Origin of the sequence: Pedobacter sp. P26 (genome assembly GCF_050632135.1) — a bacterium.
Taxonomy (GTDB): Bacteria; Bacteroidota; Bacteroidia; order Sphingobacteriales; family Sphingobacteriaceae; genus Pedobacter.
This window is the reverse complement of sequence record NZ_CP192574.1, coordinates 856208-873417: the sequence shown is the minus strand read 5'-3', so window position 1 is coordinate 873417 and position 17210 is coordinate 856208. Positions and strand designations below refer to the sequence as shown.

13 protein-coding genes and 2 pseudogenes are annotated in these 17210 nt (G+C 38.1%); 7 read left to right on the top strand and 8 right to left on the bottom strand.

What is annotated here, in order from left to right:
* The first annotated feature begins 27 nt into the window (after positions 1 to 27).
* From ACQ86H_RS04165 to ACQ86H_RS04150, 4 genes are all read left to right on the top strand, one after another.
* On the top strand, positions 28 to 411 hold the full coding sequence (locus ACQ86H_RS04165; protein WP_025144123.1) for a TraR/DksA family transcriptional regulator: 384 nt from the start codon (positions 28 to 30) through the stop codon (positions 409 to 411).
* The gene (locus tag ACQ86H_RS04160; RefSeq protein WP_431293939.1) at positions 411 to 1013 is read left to right on the top strand and encodes a lipoprotein signal peptidase; all 603 of its coding nucleotides are present in this window, start codon (positions 411 to 413) and stop codon (positions 1011 to 1013) included. The genes ACQ86H_RS04165 and ACQ86H_RS04160 overlap by 1 nt, the downstream gene beginning before the upstream one ends.
* 437 nt (positions 1014 to 1450) lie before the next feature.
* Positions 1451 to 1972, top strand: coding sequence for a DUF4269 domain-containing protein (locus ACQ86H_RS04155; protein WP_431293938.1), 522 nt, complete (start codon positions 1451 to 1453; stop codon positions 1970 to 1972).
* 191 nt (positions 1973 to 2163) lie between these two features.
* Positions 2164 to 2868, top strand: a complete 705-nt coding sequence (locus ACQ86H_RS04150) for a 3-keto-disaccharide hydrolase (protein ID WP_431295333.1) — start codon at positions 2164 to 2166, stop codon at positions 2866 to 2868.
* 13 nt (positions 2869 to 2881) lie between these two features.
* Here ACQ86H_RS04150 and ACQ86H_RS04145 read toward each other — a convergent pair whose 3' ends face one another.
* The 4 genes and pseudogenes from ACQ86H_RS04145 to ACQ86H_RS04130 form a co-directional block, all read right to left on the bottom strand.
* Entirely contained in the window at positions 2882 to 3241 is a 360-nt protein-coding gene (locus tag ACQ86H_RS04145) for a DUF2809 domain-containing protein (RefSeq protein WP_138818522.1), read from the bottom strand.
* Positions 3242 to 3352: 111 nt separating this feature from the next.
* Positions 3353 to 4579: a 2-oxoglutarate dehydrogenase complex dihydrolipoyllysine-residue succinyltransferase gene (gene odhB / locus ACQ86H_RS04140; RefSeq protein ID WP_138818524.1), complete on the bottom strand. Its 1227-nt coding sequence runs from the start codon at positions 4577 to 4579 to the stop codon at positions 3353 to 3355.
* Positions 4580 to 4682: 103 nt separating this feature from the next.
* Positions 4683 to 7480 (bottom strand): annotated as a pseudogene (locus ACQ86H_RS04135) (2-oxoglutarate dehydrogenase E1 component).
* Positions 7481 to 7690: 210 nt separating this feature from the next.
* Positions 7691 to 8965 (bottom strand): DASH family cryptochrome, encoded by a 1275-nt coding sequence (locus ACQ86H_RS04130; protein WP_138818528.1) that lies wholly within the window; start codon positions 8963 to 8965, stop codon positions 7691 to 7693.
* 176 nt (positions 8966 to 9141) lie between these two features.
* On the opposite strand from ACQ86H_RS04130, the gene ACQ86H_RS04125 reads away from it, so the two are divergent.
* The 3 genes from ACQ86H_RS04125 to ACQ86H_RS04115 all read left to right on the top strand — a co-directional run bounded on the left by ACQ86H_RS04125 (position 9142) and on the right by ACQ86H_RS04115 (position 13218).
* A complete protein-coding gene (locus tag ACQ86H_RS04125; RefSeq protein ID WP_431293937.1) occupies positions 9142 to 10755 on the top strand; it encodes a DUF4139 domain-containing protein in 1614 nt (537 codons plus the stop codon).
* A 55-nt stretch (positions 10756 to 10810) separates the two neighbouring features.
* The gene (locus ACQ86H_RS04120) at positions 10811 to 11713 is read left to right on the top strand and encodes a TIGR01777 family oxidoreductase (RefSeq protein ID WP_431293936.1); all 903 of its coding nucleotides are present in this window, start codon (positions 10811 to 10813) and stop codon (positions 11711 to 11713) included.
* Positions 11714 to 11916: 203 nt separating this feature from the next.
* Complete coding sequence (locus ACQ86H_RS04115; protein ID WP_138818533.1) at positions 11917 to 13218, top strand: cryptochrome/photolyase family protein; 1302 nt, start codon at positions 11917 to 11919, stop codon at positions 13216 to 13218.
* On the opposite strand, the gene ACQ86H_RS04110 is transcribed toward ACQ86H_RS04115, so the two are convergent.
* The 4 genes and pseudogenes from ACQ86H_RS04110 to ACQ86H_RS04095 all read right to left on the bottom strand — a co-directional run bounded on the left by ACQ86H_RS04110 (position 13208) and on the right by ACQ86H_RS04095 (position 17190).
* Complete coding sequence (locus ACQ86H_RS04110; RefSeq protein ID WP_431293935.1) at positions 13208 to 14119, bottom strand: FKBP-type peptidyl-prolyl cis-trans isomerase; 912 nt, start codon at positions 14117 to 14119, stop codon at positions 13208 to 13210. The genes ACQ86H_RS04115 and ACQ86H_RS04110 overlap by 11 nt on opposite strands.
* A 3-nt stretch (positions 14120 to 14122) precedes the next feature.
* Positions 14123 to 14611 (bottom strand): FKBP-type peptidyl-prolyl cis-trans isomerase, encoded by a 489-nt coding sequence (locus tag ACQ86H_RS04105; protein WP_138818537.1) that lies wholly within the window; start codon positions 14609 to 14611, stop codon positions 14123 to 14125.
* Positions 14612 to 14698: 87 nt separating this feature from the next.
* Positions 14699 to 15145 carry an FKBP-type peptidyl-prolyl cis-trans isomerase gene (locus tag ACQ86H_RS04100; protein WP_431293934.1) on the bottom strand — a complete coding sequence of 149 codons (447 nt, stop codon included), beginning with the start codon at positions 15143 to 15145 and terminating at the stop codon, positions 14699 to 14701.
* Positions 15146 to 15397: 252 nt separating this feature from the next.
* Positions 15398 to 17190, bottom strand: a pseudogene (locus ACQ86H_RS04095) (acyl-CoA dehydrogenase family protein).
* Positions 17191 to 17210: the final 20 nt, after the last annotated feature.

Below are 17210 nucleotides of genomic sequence, written 5' to 3'. Positions count from 1 at the left end.
CATATATTAGAAAACTAAATTAAAAACATGGAAAACAGCAACAAAACACGCTACTCAGACAGTGAATTACAGGAATTTAAAGAATTAATTCAAGATAAATTACGCATGGCGAAAGAGGAACTTAACTCTTTAACCACCTCTTTGAGTAACCCTAATGCAAATGGAACTGAAGATACTTCAGGTGCTTACAAAACATTGGAAGATGGTTCGGCAACGATGGAAAAAGAGCAGATCAATCAATTGGCTGCCCGTCAGAAAAAATTTATCGATAACCTGGAGAACGCATTGGTGCGTATCGAGAACAAAACTTATGGTATTTGCCGCGAAACCGGAAAATTAATCCAAAAAGAGCGTTTACGTGCTGTTCCTCATGCTACCTTAAGCATGGAAGCTAAATTAAAGCAGAGTTAATGAAAGGCTATACAAAACCTTTAATTGTTATCTTTTTGGTTTTACTGGCCGACCAGCTGGTAAAAACCTGGGTTAAAACACACATGTACCTGGGCCAGGAGTTCCATATCATTGGTAAATGGTTTATTATCCATTTTACCGAAAATAATGGCATGGCTTTCGGTATGGAGTTTGGTGGCGAATTTGGAAAATTAGCCTTATCACTTTTCCGTATTGCTGCTGTAGCTGGTATTGGTTATGGTTTACATTATCTGATTAAACATAAATATCACCGCGGTTTAATCCTAAACGTAGCACTGATTTTTTCTGGCGCATTAGGAAACATCATCGATTCGGTGTTTTATGGAAAGATTTATGGTTACGAAAGCTGGTTCCACGGCCGAGTGGTAGATATGTTCTACTTTCCGATTGCAGAAGGTCACTTCCCTACCTGGCTACCGATTTGGGGAGGTGAAGAGTTTGTTTTCTTCAGACCTGTTTTTAACCTTGCAGACGCAGCCATTTCGGTTGGCGTGATATTGATCCTCATCTTCCAAAAAAACTACTTTAAAGAAGATGTAAAGGATGATGTAAGCATCAACAGCGAAATTGTAGAAGATTAAATTACCAAATCGTCATGCTGGAACTTGTTTCAGCATCTTAACTTAAATAACTACCCATTTCATAACTGAGATGGGCTTTTTTTTATTAAGTCATCATTTTATAAATTCTATTGTTGGTGTCAACACCGACCAAAAGGAGAACATACCTTAAATTCATTTGGAAAGCAGGTACAGCAGCAAATATTTAAGTCTGTTCCCGCTATCCTTACTGCCAATGAAGTCCCGTGTTTAACTGCGTTTCATCAGAAAAATCAGGCAGTACCAAAACGCATTGGCATTCATCCTATCGGGTTTAGTAAATTGGGTAGTGCAGGAAAGAAAATTATCTATTGGTTGGTGTCACACCAACCAACAAGAGTTTATTAAGCAATAGGCTCACAGAAAAAATCCGAATCCAAAGGTCGGTGGCTCACCGGCCTAAAGCTAAATATAAAAGAATGATGATCAACTTCCTCGATATATCTTATCTCCAATTTGGCAACGAAAAACAGGTAAAAGCTTATCAGGTTTTAATGGATAATAAGATTTTAGAAAAACTTGCTTTCTATCATCCGATACTAGTGGGCACCATACCAATCAATATCGATATTGAAAACAGTGATCTGGATATCATCTGCGAAGTATATGATAACGATGAATTTATCGACCAAATAATGGCCATTTTTGGCCCCGAAAAAGATTTCTCGGTTACCGAAAGTATCAAATTCGATGCAATCAAAGCGACATTTAAAATTGAGGATTTTGAGATTGAAATATTCGGACAAAACAGGCCGACGATGCAACAGAATGCTTACCGCCACATGTTAATCGAATATAAATTACTTTTAGAAAAAGGAGAAGCATTCAGACAGGAAATTATCTCCTTAAAAAAGCAAGGTTATAAAACAGAACCGGCCTTTGCTAAACTGTTAGGGCTTGAGGGAAATCCATACGAAGAATTACTGAAATTGGAGTCTTAGCGAGGACGCTAAGACCAGATCTTGAAGTTGGAGCCTCACTGTCATTCTGAACGCAGTGAAGAATCTTAATCAAAGAAATGCAGAAGTGTACCACTCATAAAGATCCTTCATTTCATTCAGGATGACAACCATTTACACTATTTCCCTATACTTTATTCTGACCACTATTATTTCATCATTTTTTAAAATATATTTGGAATACAAAAACCAGATATCATGAAACGCTACTATGCCCTTTTATTGCTCATTACACTGAGCAGCTCAGCATTTGCTCAAAAAGCCTTTTTAACGGAAAAAATTTAAACGGCTGGCATATAGATGTACCTGCAATGGACAAAAAGCCCGATACCATTAATCCGTTTATTGTACGTAATGGTATGCTGGTAAGTTTAGGAACGCCAGGCGGACATTTAATAACCGATAAAATTTATAAAAATTACCAGTTAACAGTAAAATACCGCTTTGCAGGCAAACCTGGCAACTGTGGCGTTTTGGTACATGCCTCAACCCCACGGGCACTGTACGGTATGTTTCCAAAATCGCTGGAAGTTCAGATGCAACATAAAGATGCCGGCGATTTTTGGTGTATTGAAGAAGACATTACCGTACCAGATATGGTAGCCAGACGCGGCCCGAAAGAAAACTGGGGTGTAAACGGCGATAAACTGCGCCGGATTAAAAATTTAACAGACGATAGTGAAAAACCTGTTGGCGAATGGAATACCATGATTATTCAGTGTTTAAACAAAGAAGTGAAGGTTTGGGTAAACGGCACATTAGTAAATTATGGTGCAAACTGTACGGCAAGCAGCGGACAGATTGCTCTACAGGCAGAAGGTAGTGAAGTAGAGTTTAAACAACTGGATCTGAAACCGATTAAAGCACTTTCTAAATAAGAAAAGTATTATCTTAATCCTTAAAACACAAACAGATCAGGTATCCAACAAAATAAGCAAGCAGATCATAAACAGAAAAATAAGTTCCCAACACAACACTCCAGAACTTATTATCCTGCAGGCCCAACCAATTTACATAATGAATGGCCTGTAAAAATTCGATAACAAAAGAGAAAATCAATACACCTAAAGCAAGTCTTTTATTATTGGTAGTTAAGAATATTCTAAAGAAGGCATAAATTAATACAACCACTAAAACATCACCACCAAAAGGCCGGATAAATGCATCGTGAAGATATTTAGCGATTAAAATTTCGATAAGGAATATCGCTAAAAAAATGAAAAGAAATTTTAAGTTGAACGTTAATTTCATTTTTCGGGTATAAAAAGAAGTCAAGTTTTTCCAGCACATTGGCCATTAAAACTTGACTTCTTTATCTTGACTTTCTATAAAAATTTAAGTTCCCTTTAGAGGATTTAGGGGTTAGATACCTAATAATAATCTAGCTGGATCTTCTAACAATTGTTTCACACGAACCAGGAAACCAACTGACTCACGTCCGTCGATAATTCTGTGATCGTAAGATAAAGCAACATACATCATCGGACGGATGACCACCTCACCTTTTTCAGCTACCGGACGCTCAACGATGTTGTGCATACCTAAAATAGCCGATTGTGGTGCGTTGATAATCGGAGTCGACATCATTGAACCAAAAACGCCACCGTTAGTAATGGTGAATGTTCCACCAGTCATTTCTTCAATGGTTAATTTACTATCACGTGCCTTTAAAGCCAATTCTAACACCGATTTTTCAATCTGAGCTAAAGTCATGCTTTCTGCATTACGGATCACCGGAACCACTAAACCTTTCGGCGCAGAAACAGCGATAGAAATATCGGCGAAATCATTGTATACCAATTCTTCACCTTCAATACGACCATTAACCGCCGGGAAATCTTTTAATGCTTCGGTAACTGCTTTTGTGAAAAAGCTCATAAAACCTAAACCAACACCAAATTTCTCTTTAAACTGATCTTTATATTTTCCGCGTAAATCCATAATTGGTTTCATGTTAACCTCGTTGAAAGTGGTTAACATTGCAGTTTCATTTTTAACGGCAACCAAACGTTTTGCAACCGTTCTACGCAGTGGCGACATTTTCTCACGACGCTCGCCACGACTACCTGCAGGAGCAGCAGTTACAACCGGAGCACTAGCTTTGGGTGCTTCTGGTTTTTTACCCACTTCCGCTTTCACCGCATCATCTTTGGTAATACGACCATCAACACCAGTACCTTTTACCGCAGCAGCATCAATTCCTTTTTCTGCAAGAATTTTACCAGCAGCAGGAGAAGGACTTCCTGTAGCATAACTTTCGCCTGCTTTTTCGGTAACTGGAGCCGCAATTTTATCTTCAGCAACAACAGCCTTTTCTTCAGCCTTTGGCGCATCAGCTTTCGCTGGGACTGCACCACCATCTTCAATTTTACAAACTACTGCACCAATGGCTAAAGTATCGCCTTCGGCTGCTATGGTTTTTAAAGTTCCAGCTTGTTCTGCAGTTAATTCGAATGTTGCTTTATCCGATTCTAATTCGGCAATAACTTCATCCATTTCAACAACATCGCCATCGTTTTTTATCCAACGTGATAAAACAACTTCGGTTATCGATTCACCAACAGGTGGAACTTTTATCTCTAAACTCATATTTTTAAAATTGTAATTTTTGTTGTTATTATGTTTTAAGATTTAAAGTTTAAAATTGTGGATTACTTAAATCCCATACCTTAAACCCTGGAACCTTCTACTTCTAATCCGCTTCTGCCATTTTTTTACTGGCCTTTTTGGTCGCTTCCTTTACTTCTTCCTGTTTAATAGGAAGTTCTAAAGCTTTTGCCAAAATATAAGCCTGTTGGTTAGCATGTTGTTTTGCAAAACCTGTAGCCGTACTGCTGCTCTCTCTTCTCGAAATTACATCAATACCTTTTAATGCGGTTTTGTATAACCTGCGGAACAAATATGGCCATGCGCCCATGTTCTCTGGTTCTTCCTGCACCCAGAAAATTTCTTTTGCATTTTTATATTTTGTCTGGACGGCCTCCATCTGATCAACCGGAGTCGGATACAACTGCTCTACACGAACCAGGGCTACATGTTTGATTTTATCAGCCTGTTGTTTCTCCAACAATTCATAGTAAATTTTACCGCTGCAGAAAACAATACGAGTTACATCTGCAACTTTAGCATTTACATCATCAATTACCTCTTTAAAACCACCTTCGGTAAATTCTTCTAATTTAGATACACAAGCCGGGTGGCGCAATAAACTTTTAGGTGTAAATACCACCAATGGTTTACGGAAATCGCGTTTAAACTGACGGCGCAATACGTGGAAGAAGTTTGCCGGAGTAGTACAATTGGTTACCTGCATGTTGTAATCGGCACAAAGCTCCATAAAACGCTCAATACGCGCTGATGAGTGCTCTGGTCCTTGCCCTTCGTAACCGTGAGGCAATAACATCACTAAACCGTTTTCGCGTTGCCATTTAGTTTCAGCACTTGCAATATACTGATCCACAACAATTTGTGCCCCATTAAAGAAATCTCCAAATTGAGCTTCCCAGATGGTTAATGCATTTGGATTTGCCATGGCATAACCATATTCGAAACCTAAAACGCCATATTCTGATAAGTGTGAATTGTAAATATCAAATGGTGCCTGCTGATCAGAAATGTTTGCCAATGGTACATATTCTTCCTCGCTGTCTTCAAGCGTTAAAACGGCATGACGGTGAGAGAAAGTACCACGTTCCACATCCTGGCCACTTAAACGCACACGTTTACCTTCTGATAACAAAGTACCATAAGCCAGCTGCTCGCCCATTGCCCAATCGAAAACATTGGTTTCGTTAACCATTTTACTCCGTTCAACAAATAATTTTTCAATTTTTTTGAAGAACTTTTTATTTGATGGTAAAGCAGTAATGCGTTTACCAATTTCTAACAAAGTAGATTTTTTAACTGCAGTAACCGGAGAAGATTCGAAATCTTTCGGCGTTGCCATACGCAAATCTGCCCATGCACCACCAAATTTAACTTCAGCATTACCCGCAACAAACTCTTTAGCTTCGTTTAAACGTTCCTGCAAAATACCACGGAAATCTTTTTCCATTTCTTTTGCCAAACCAGCTTCCAACTTACCTTCTTTAGTTAACTGCTCGATATAAATTTCCCTTGGATTAGGGTGTTTTTCGATTGTTTTGTATAATAAAGGCTGGGTGAACTTAGGCTCATCAGACTCATTGTGACCGAAACGGCGGTAGCAAAGGATATCAATAAAAACATCGTTTTTATATTTCTGACGGTATTCCATTGCCAGGTTAATTGCATAAACCAAAGCCTCAGGATCATCACCATTGACATGGAAAACCGGAGACAAAGTAACTTTAGCAATGTCGGTACAATAAGTACTTGTACGGGCATCTTTATAATTGGTGGTAAAACCAATCTGGTTATTAATTACCAGGTGAATGGTTCCACCGGTTTTATAACCTTCAAGGCCTGCCATCTGAATTACTTCATACACAATACCCTGTCCGGCAACTGATGCATCACCGTGAATCAAAATTGGCGCTAACCGACTGTTATCGCCACCATATTTGAAATCGATTTTCGAGCGGCTCATGCCTTCTACCACACCATCAACCGTTTCTAAGTGCGATGGATTAGGGCATAAACTTAAGTGAACACTTTTACCCGAAACGGTAGTCACATCTGTAGAATAACCCAGGTGGTATTTTACGTCGCCACCAAAAGGGGTATCCGGGTTGTAGCTTTTACCTTCAAACTCAGCAAAAATATCTTTATATGTTTTTTGCATGATATTGGCCAACACATTTAAACGACCGCGGTGAGCCATACCAATTACAAATTCTTCAATACCCAGTTCAGCACCTTTTTCGATTACTGAATCTAAAGCCGGAATTAAAGCTTCTGCTCCTTCTAAAGAGAAACGTTTTTGCCCCAAGAATTTCGTACCTAAGAAATTTTCGAAACTTACCGCTTCGTTTAATTTCCGAAGAATGCGTTTTTTTCTTCAATTGAGAAATTAGGCGTATTACGTGCACTTTCCATTTTTTGCTGAATCCAGTTCAACACTTCCGGTGTACGTAAAAATTTATATTCTGCACCGATAGAGTGTGCGTAGGTTTGTTTTAAAAAGGCTACAATATCTTTCAATTTTGCGGCACCAATACCAATCTCCACACCAGAGTTGAAAACGGTTTCTAAATCCGCATCCGACAAGCCAAAATTTGCCAGATCTAATGTTGGCAAATGTTTACGTCTTTCGCGAACCGGATTGGTATGCGTAAATAAGTGCCCACGGCTACGATAGCCATCAATCAGGTTTAAAACATTAACTTCTTTTAAAAATTGTTCAGGCGTTTCTGCCGTTACTGCAGGAGCCTCCGATCCTCTTCCAAAATCAAAACCTTCGAAAAATTTCTGCCAGCCAAATTCAACAGACCCGGGATCTTGTTGATATGATTGATATAAAGACTCTATATATTCGGCGTTTGCGCCATTAAGATAAGATAATTTATCCATTATTAACTGTTTACTATAAGCATTACAAAATTAGAATTTTACCTTATATAAATGGCAAAAATCTCGATTAAAATAAATGAGCGGGTTTTAAATTAATGAGCGAGCAAATGAACTAGCTTAACCTACAAAAAACGGGCAAAATTTGTTAAAATTCAATCACCCAAATGCGCTCATTCAACATTCAGTCATTTTATAATCCAATCCTCACAACTATGATGCCCAAGTTAAGGAGTAATTGCCTTTTGGATCGAGGTTTTTGATATTTTTATCAAGATCGAAAACACTTTTTGATTTCTGATCGTTACCTACACCGGCTACATTAGCCCAGTTCCCCCAATTACTTGCAGGATTATAATCAATCAATTTTTCTTCAAAATACGCTGCGCCAAAAACCCAGCTTACTTCTAAATTATTGATCAGATATAAGGCAGCGGTTTGTCTCGCAATATTCGAGATGAAACCGGTCTGATTTAGTTCCGTCATCACCGCATCTACCACAGCAAAACCCGTTTGTGCATTCTTCCACTTATTAAAGTTATCCTGCTCATTCGCAACATCAATTAGCCCCTGGCTGCCAAAACCATCCGGACTAAAAAACGTATTGCCGTATTTCTTAAACATGAAACGGAAATAATCTCTCCAAAGCAGGCCTAGTAAGATATGATTGAACATGGCTTTAGTGTTAGGCACACCTTCCATCTTTTTAATTTCCCAGTAAACTTTTCGCGGCGATAAACTACCCATGGCCAACCAGGCCGATAATTTTGAAGCCAAAATTAAGTTTTTAGAGGTTGCAGCTTGTTGCATGGCCACAATCACTTTTTGAAGATGGGCCAAACCTTCGGCTTCTCCACCTGCAAATTCAAAATCGGAACGTTGATCCTTTTGTTGAGGTAAAAGATTAAGATCTTCTAACGAAGATAATGTTCCCCAATCAATCACTTCGGCTACGTTAATCCGATCAGGTGCTGCAAAACATGGTTTAATAATCGAGTCGCGCTCAATTTTCTTTTTAAACTGGTTAAAGGCATCGGGAATATCCTTGATCGGAAACGGTAGGTCCTCCTTATTATACAAGGTGTGACCGATAAAATGTTTAAGGTTGACACGTAATTTCCAAAGTGCATTTTCTACCAAAGTTGAAACATGTGTTTCTTCCCTTGCCACCTCACGGTGATGATAAACTTCTGTAATCTCATATTCCTGCACAAGCTGAGGAATAATATCTTCAGGATTACCTTCGGCAATCAGCAGGTTCCCTCCAATCTTTTTTAAAGAATTGCGTAAACCTAAAACACTTTCTAAAATAAACTGTGCCCTGATATTACCTGTTTTTAAGGTACCGTATTTTGTTTCGCCAAAAGAACGGCGATCGAGAATGTAAACAGGCAAAATCGAATCAGATTTAGCAATTGCCTCGACCAGCATTTCGTTATCATGCAGGCGAAGATCATTTCTAAACCAGACTAAAATTTTTTTGGACATCTTTTATCGAAAAGGGTGTAAGAACACGTTTACAAATTTATCTTATTTTTCTTCTTCATCAAACCCCTGAATAATTCTTTACAAATAGGTAACAAAAAAATACTCTTTTATGGAAACCTGGGTATTAACACATCTTTCAATCAAATATTGATCTCAACACACCTTAATAAAAAACTATGAAACGATTACTCATCAGCCTGTTATTCCCAATAAGCGTATTTGCGCAGCAACAGATAAAAAGTAAAGCCATACTGGAAAGCGTAACGGTTTATAACAACGGCGCACAACTTTTACATAAAGGAAAAGTAAACCTCCCAGCCGGAACATCAGAAATTGTAGTTAACAATATTTCCGGACGGGTAAATGAAAATTCGATACAGGTTAGTGTTTCGCCGGGAGTTACCATTTTATCCGTTCAATTCAATAAAGATTTCCTGAATACCGATGCGGCCAATCCTGAAATAAAAAAACTGAGTGATAGTGTTAAAATAATAAGCAACGAATTAATCAAAACAAAAAATGCAAAAACCATTGAAGAACAAACTTTGCTTTTACTCGATGAGAACAGAAAATCGGGTGGCACAAGCAATGGAACGAATGTGGCAGAACTGATTAAATTAGCCGAATACTACCGTACAAAAAATGCAGAAGTTAGGAATGCCATATCAGCACTCACACTGACAGAGGATAAACAAAACCAAAAACTAAACGCATTACAGCAGCAAATTTCAGAATTAAGGAACAATCCTAATCAGCAACTTGGACAATTGGTTCTTCAATTAACGGCAAATGAAAATATAGATGCCAGTTATCATGTTTCGTATGTTACACCAAATGCAAATTGGCTGGCCAGTTATGATATAAAAGCGGTGGGTACCTCCAATCCCTTAGGCATAGTGTATAAGGCTGCAATTACACAAAGTACAGGCCTCGATTGGAAAAAAGTTAAGCTTTCTTTATCTACCGGTAACCCAAATTATAACATTACTGCACCAAATTTAAACCCTTGGTTTGTATCCACCTATCCGCAACAACAACTACGGATCAGAGGAATGGCATCACCAATTGACGAAAAAAGTGAACTGAATGAAGTTGTAGTTGTGGGCTATGGTACTGAAAAAAAGAAAAATTTTACCGGTGCAGTTTCTACTGTGAACGATTATACTACTGTTAACGAGACCCAGTTGGGCGTAACATTTGATATTGACATCCCCTATGATGTGAATAGTGACAACAAACCTCATACCGTTGCATTTAAAGAATACGAAGTGCCTGCCAGATACAAATATTATGCTGCTCCAAAACTAAGTACCGATGCTTATTTACTGGCTAATGTAACCGACTGGGAAAAACTAAATCTCCAGGCTGGAAATGCGAATATCATTTTTGAAGGTACTTATACCGGAAAATCATATATCAACCCAGCGAACATTTTGGATACACTTAGTTTAAGCATGGGAAAAGACAAAAAGATTATTATCACAAAAGAAAAACAACAGGATTTTAGCAGCACAAAATTTATTGGTTCGAATAAAAAACAGGTTTTTACTTATCTGATCAAGATTAGAAACACCAAAAAAGAATCCATTGATCTATCACTAAAAGATCAATATCCATTATCAACAGAAAGTGATATTGAAACCGAATTGTTAGAAAACAGTGGTGCAGAGGTAAACAAAGAAAACGGCATGCTCTCCTGGCAGTTAAAAATTGCTCCAAACGAGACCAAAACCATCAAATTAAGCTATTCGGTTAAAGCCCCTAAAAATAAAATCATTGCAGGCCTTTAGTCTTTAGTCTTTAGTCTTTAAAAAAACCCTTTTGTATCTTTAGTGTTTAAAAAAGATGGGAAAGAAAATTCTGATTACCGGGGCTACAGGACTTGTGGGTACTGAACTGAAAAAGCACTTGCTAAGCAAGGGTTATGCGGTGAATACACTTTCACGAAAGAAAGATGAAGATGCGAATAATTTTATGTGGGATGTGTACAAAGGAACTATTGATGCTGACTGTTTGAATGGTGTAGATGCCATTATTCATTTGGCGGGAGAGGCAGTTGCCGATAAAAAATGGACCAGTGAACGCAAAAAACAGATCATCGATAGCCGTGTAAAGTCAACAGAATTACTCTTCAAAACCATTAAATCTAAACCTGATCATCAGCTAAAATCGTTCATTTCTGCTTCGGCAGTTGGTTTTTATGGCGATTGTGGTGATGAAATTTTAACAGAAGAAAGCCCGAACGGTTATGGCTTTTTGGCAGACTGCTGTAAACTTTGGGAAGATGCAGTAGATCAGGGCAAAAAATTAAGTCTCAGGGTTGTAAAACTCCGTACCGGCATTGTATTGAGCAACGATGGCGGTGCATTACCTCAACTGGATAAACCGGTAAAATTGTTCGTTGGGGCTGGCTTAGGCACAGGAAAACAATGGACACCGTGGTTGCACATTGACGACATGGTTGAAATGTATATCGAAGCCATCGAAAACCTCAAAATGGAAGGGTGCTACAATGCCTGTGCTCCCTTCCCGGTAACCAACACTGCTTTAACCAAAGCCATCGCCAACCATCTTCACCGACCTTTCTGGCCAATTAAAGTACCTAAAAAAGCATTGGAATTATTACTGGGAGAACGCGTAGATGCCGTTTTGATGAGCAATAATACTTCAGCACAAAAAATTCTGGATGCGGGATTCAAATTTAAATTCACACATTTGGATGATGCTTTAAAAGATTTGTATAAATAATTTAACTGGTTAATTTTTCAAAGTGGTTAATTGTTCTATTGTTAACTGCCCATTGAGAACTGTATAAATGGCTAATCGGTTAATTGTTCAAATTAGTTAATTTACGCTACATGCTTAACGCGAAACCAGATTAATTGTTAACTGCAAACCGCTAACTGCCAATTATAAACCATCTCAAAAAAATTACAACTTTAAAATTACACATGACTTCAATATCCATTCTCTGGTTCCGTCGCGATTTACGTTTAGCAGATAATGCCGCTTTATATCATGCCCTTAGAGGCGATTATCCAGTTCTACCGCTTTTCATTTTTGACAAGAATATATTGGATAAACTGCCCAAAGATGATGCCCGTGTAACTTTCATTTATCAAACCATTGAAGAGCTAAAGAAAGAACTTCAGCAGCAAGGGTCAGATTTACTGGTAAAATATGGTGAACCTGAAAAAATATGGCCCGAAGTTTTAAAGGAGTACAACATTAAGGAAGTTTATACCAATCACGATTATGAGCCTTATGCCCGCGAACGTGATGATAACATGGCCGAGTTTTTAACCAGCGAAAAAATTGTGTTTAAAACGTATAAAGACCAGGTTATTTTTGAAAAGAACGAAATCTTAAAAGCAGACAAGACGCCTTACACCGTTTTTACCCCCTTCTACAAACAATGGCATGCTAAATTGAATGATTTTTATGTAAAAGCATATCCTACAAAAAAATACTTCAGAAATTTATTACAAACCAAACACCTGCCGCTCCCAACTTTAAAAGAAATCGACTTTGAAAAAAGTAAGCTGGATTTTCCTGAAATCAGTTATAAGAGCAAACTCGGTGATTATGCAAAAGAACGCGATTTCCCCGCGCTTGATGGCACTACGCATATTGGCCTGCATTTGCGTTTTGGCACCTTAAGCATCCGGAAAGCCGTTAAAGATGCTTTAGAAGCAAAATCAAATGTCTGGCTTTCTGAATTGGCCTGGCGGGAATTTTACATGACCATCCTTTGGCATTTCCCCTACTCGGCTTCAGATTCGTTTAAAAAACAATACGATAAAATTAAATGGCGTAACAACGAAGATGAGTTTAAGGCATGGCGTGAGGGCAATACGGGCTATCCTATTGTTGATGCCGGCATGCGCCAGCTTAACCAAACCGGATGGATGCACAACCGCGTACGCATGATTGTGGGCAGTTTTTTAACTAAACATTTACTGATCGATTGGCGCTGGGGAGAAACCTATTTTGCTGAAAAACTATTGGATTATGAAATGGCCAGTAATGTTGGCGGCTGGCAGTGGGCTGCAGGATCAGGAAACGATGCTGCCCCTTATTTTAGGGTTTTTAATCCGGAACTCCAGACTAAAAAATTTGACCCAAAATTTGAATATATTAAAAAATGGGTACCCGAATTCGGCACAAAAAAATATGCCCAACCAATAGTTGAGCATACTTTTGCAAGGGAAAGGGTTTTAAAAGTTTTTAAGGAAGCTTTATCTAATTCGTAACACTTACTATTTCGATATCAAAATCTAGTATGGCATTAGGAGGAATAGCATTACTTCCACTGGTTTTATAAGCCAAATCAGATGGAATAATCATTCTAAATTTTGCACCAGCAGTATATTTCCTAACAATATTTTTCCATCCTTGAACATAAATACTGGCAAAAGTTGCCGAAAAAGTACCATCTGTAGATGAATCAAAAACGGTACCGTCTAAAAATCTTCCAGTATATTTATAAACAACAGTGCTTTCATCGCTAATTGCATCAGTACCTGTACCAACAGTATTAGTAATATAATAAACACGAGAGGGATCTTTAGTTGCTGTTAAATTTTTAGCAGCTAAAAAGCTTTGGATCTTTGCATCATCAAATAACCACTGTTTATGGTATGGGTAAGTTTTAATTATAAAATCAAGATTTTCATTTGAAGGAATTGGTCCTACACCATTTCTACCAAAGGCTAAATATGAAGGCAACAAAATCCTGGCTGTACCTCCTGGTTTTAATTTAAGTACAGCTGTTCTTAATGCGGGTATGTTGTATGTACTTGTTGATAAAGAGCCCTGATAAAAGCTATTCAAATAGCCAACGTAAGTACCTAAATTACCATTTGAGGGTGACTGGAGATAAGTTGTTCCATTCGTCATAGATTTAACAGTCACATCATACAATACCGAATCTGTATTTAAGAATAGCTCACCATCAGTAGGGTTTGTAACCTGATAATAAAATCCTGTTTTAGCAGAATCAGGCACCATTTGTGTTAAATTATTCTTTGATATATATGCCTTTATAGCTGCATCATCTACAGTTTGTGCAGTATCATAGTCCTTTTTGCAAGAGCTGAAAACTACAGTAGCCAGTAAAAGTGTCAACAGGCCAAGTTTAGTAAATTTGTTCATTTATTATTGTACGTCTGTAAGTGTTATAGTAAAATCGAGTACCGAATTAGCAGGTACCAAGGATGATGGTGACTGTGTTCCGTAGGCGTAATAAGATGGGATAATTAACCTGATCTTTCCTCCTTTTTGTATTTTTTGAATCCCAAACTGCCATCCTAAAATTACATTTCCAAGTTTAAAAGAGGTTGGGGTTCCTTTGGTGCTATCGAAAATAGTACCATTTAATAATCTGCCATCATAATCTGCAGTAATCACCGTTGAGGGTAGATAACTTACGTTTCCTGTTCCAGGAGCTATAATCTGATAAAAAATACCACTCGCATCTTTTGTTGCCGGAATATTATTAGCCTTTACAAAAGCACTTATTGCAGCCGTATCAGCCTTAAACTGGGGAGTAGGATCGTAAGAATCATCAATAGATACATCTTTCTTACAAGCTGCAAAACATCCTGTGAGGCATATCAATAGAATAATATGTTTAAACTTAACCATCAATCGCAAAAATAAGCTTTTAATACGGATGCTACAATTTTTAACCTATTTTAACAAATAAGCCTATTGTTAACACTTAAGATAGGCCTACTGTGTGTTCGAAAGCTGGATTGTAAAATCCAATACTGAATTACCTGGAATAGAACCTACGGCTCCGCTTCCATAACCTAAACTTGGTGGAACAATTAATCTGATTTCACCGCCTTTTTGAATTTTAGGAATGCCTATTCTCCAGCCCTGTATTAATTCTGCCAGATTAAAAGTCTGCTCTTTACTGCCACCATTATCAAACACATTGCCATTTAACAACCTGCCCTCATATTTGATGGTGATTTTTGTATTGCTGGGATAAGTAAAAGAACCAGTACCTGGTTTAATGATTTGATAATATAGACCAGAGTTATCTCTAACGGCATTGATATTATTTTGTTTGATAAAATCGGTAATCTGTTTTTCAGGATCCTCATCTTTTTTACAAGATGAAACTGCAGCTACACATAAAAAGAGTATGGTGAGGAATCTAAATTTAATCATGTGCGAAAATAGGATTTAATATCATAAAGGTAAGGACTTATTATTTTTTCAACTTCTGTCATGCTGAGGCACGAAGCATCTGTTTCATCGGCTGCAGATGCTTCGTGCCTCAGCATGACAGCATATTATGAACTCCTGCCAGAAAAGAATAATGTTTTAATTAAGGTTGAAATTATTCCATAAAATTAAAAAAGGTTTAAGGTATAGGTTATGCACCTAATCCTTAAACCCTCCGCCTTTCAGCCTTTTACCTTAAAAAATATATTTATTTGCTTCAATAAGCTGTTGCGCAACTCTTTGACGGGCATCTTTAACATTAAACGGCTCCACTTTTGTAAAACGGCGCAAACCAACCAACATCATGCGTTGCTCATCACCTTCGGCAAAAGCCCAAAGTGCTTCTTTACCTGCTTTGGCAATACCGTCAACCGCTTCTACTAAATAAATTCTTAATAGATCCAATTGGCCTGCAACTGCTTCCTCTCCACGGGTACTTGCTAATTTTTCTGTTCTCAATAGTGCAGATTCTAGCACATAAACATAGCTAGCCATGTCAGCAATGTTCATTAAAATTTCCTGCTCTTTGCTTAAGGTCATCATTAACTTTTGAACCGCAGCACCAGCTACCATTAAAGTTGCTTTTTTCAGATTCGAGAGTACTTTTTCTCTGCAGCAAATAAGGTGGTATCTTCCTCACCAAAATCAGGGATGCTCATCAATTCAGCTGCTACGGCAGTAGCTGGCGTCATTAAATCCAATTCGCCTTTCATCGCACGTTTTAGCATCATATCAACGGTTAACAAACGGTTAATTTCGTTTGTACCTTCAAAAATCCGGTTAATACGTGCATCACGGTAAGCCCTATCCATTGGTGCATCAGCACTAAAGCCCATACCGCCGTAAATCTGAACGCCTTCATCTACAGTATAATCTAAAGCTTCAGAGCCCCATACTTTTAAAATGGCACACTCTACCGCGAATTGTTCAACAGATTTCAGCCTTGCTTTACCAGATTCCATTCCACCAGCAACCAGTTGATCGTAAGTATCATCAATATTCTGTCCGGCACGATAGTTTGCCGAATCAACAGCATAAAGTTTAGCGGCAATTTCTGCAATTTTGAAACGGATAGCACCGTATTTAGAAATTGGACGACCAAACTGGATCCGTTCGTTCGAATAATTAATCGCCGTATTTAAAGTTGCTTTTGAAGCACCGATAGCAGCCGCAGATAATTTGATACGGCCAATGTTTAAAATATTTACCGCGATTTTAAAACCATTTTCCCTATCGCTCAACATATTCTCAACTGGCACCGGACAGTCGTTAAAGAAAACCTGACGGGTTGAAGAACCTTTAATACCCATTTTATGCTCTTCAGGATTCATGGTAATACCACCGAAATCTTTCTCCACAATAAATGCGGTTAAGTTCTTATCATCGTCTATTTTGGCAAACACAATGAAAATATCAGCAAAACCACCGTTTGTGATCCACATTTTCTGACCATTGATGATATAATGTTTACCATCCTCGCTTAGTTTTGCCTTTGTTTTACCAGAGTTTGCATCTGAACCCGAATTTGGCTCAGTTAAACAATAAGCTGCTTTCCATTCGCCCGAACCAAGTTTAGGGATATATTTTGCTTTCTGTTCTTCATTACCATAGTATAGAATCGGTAAAGTACCTATCCCTGTATGTGCGGAAAGTGCGACAGCGAAAGAGTGTCCGGCACCAACCACATCTGCAACCAACATGGAAGTATTGAAGTTTTTACCAAAACCTCCGTATTCTTCCGGTACTGAAACGCCAAGAATGCCCAGTTCGCCAGCTTTGGTTAAAAGTGTCGGCATTAACTCCGGGTCTTCCTGTTTATCAATTTTATCTAAATTGGGATAAACTTCAGCTGCCAGAAAATCGCGACAAGTCTGTGCAATCATCTGCTGCTCTTCATCAAATTCTTCAGGGATAAATACTTCCTGATAAGTGGTATCCTTAATTAAGAATTCACCGCCTTTAATTGTCTTTTTTTCAGTTGTTTCCATTGTTATGGGATTTGAGAAAT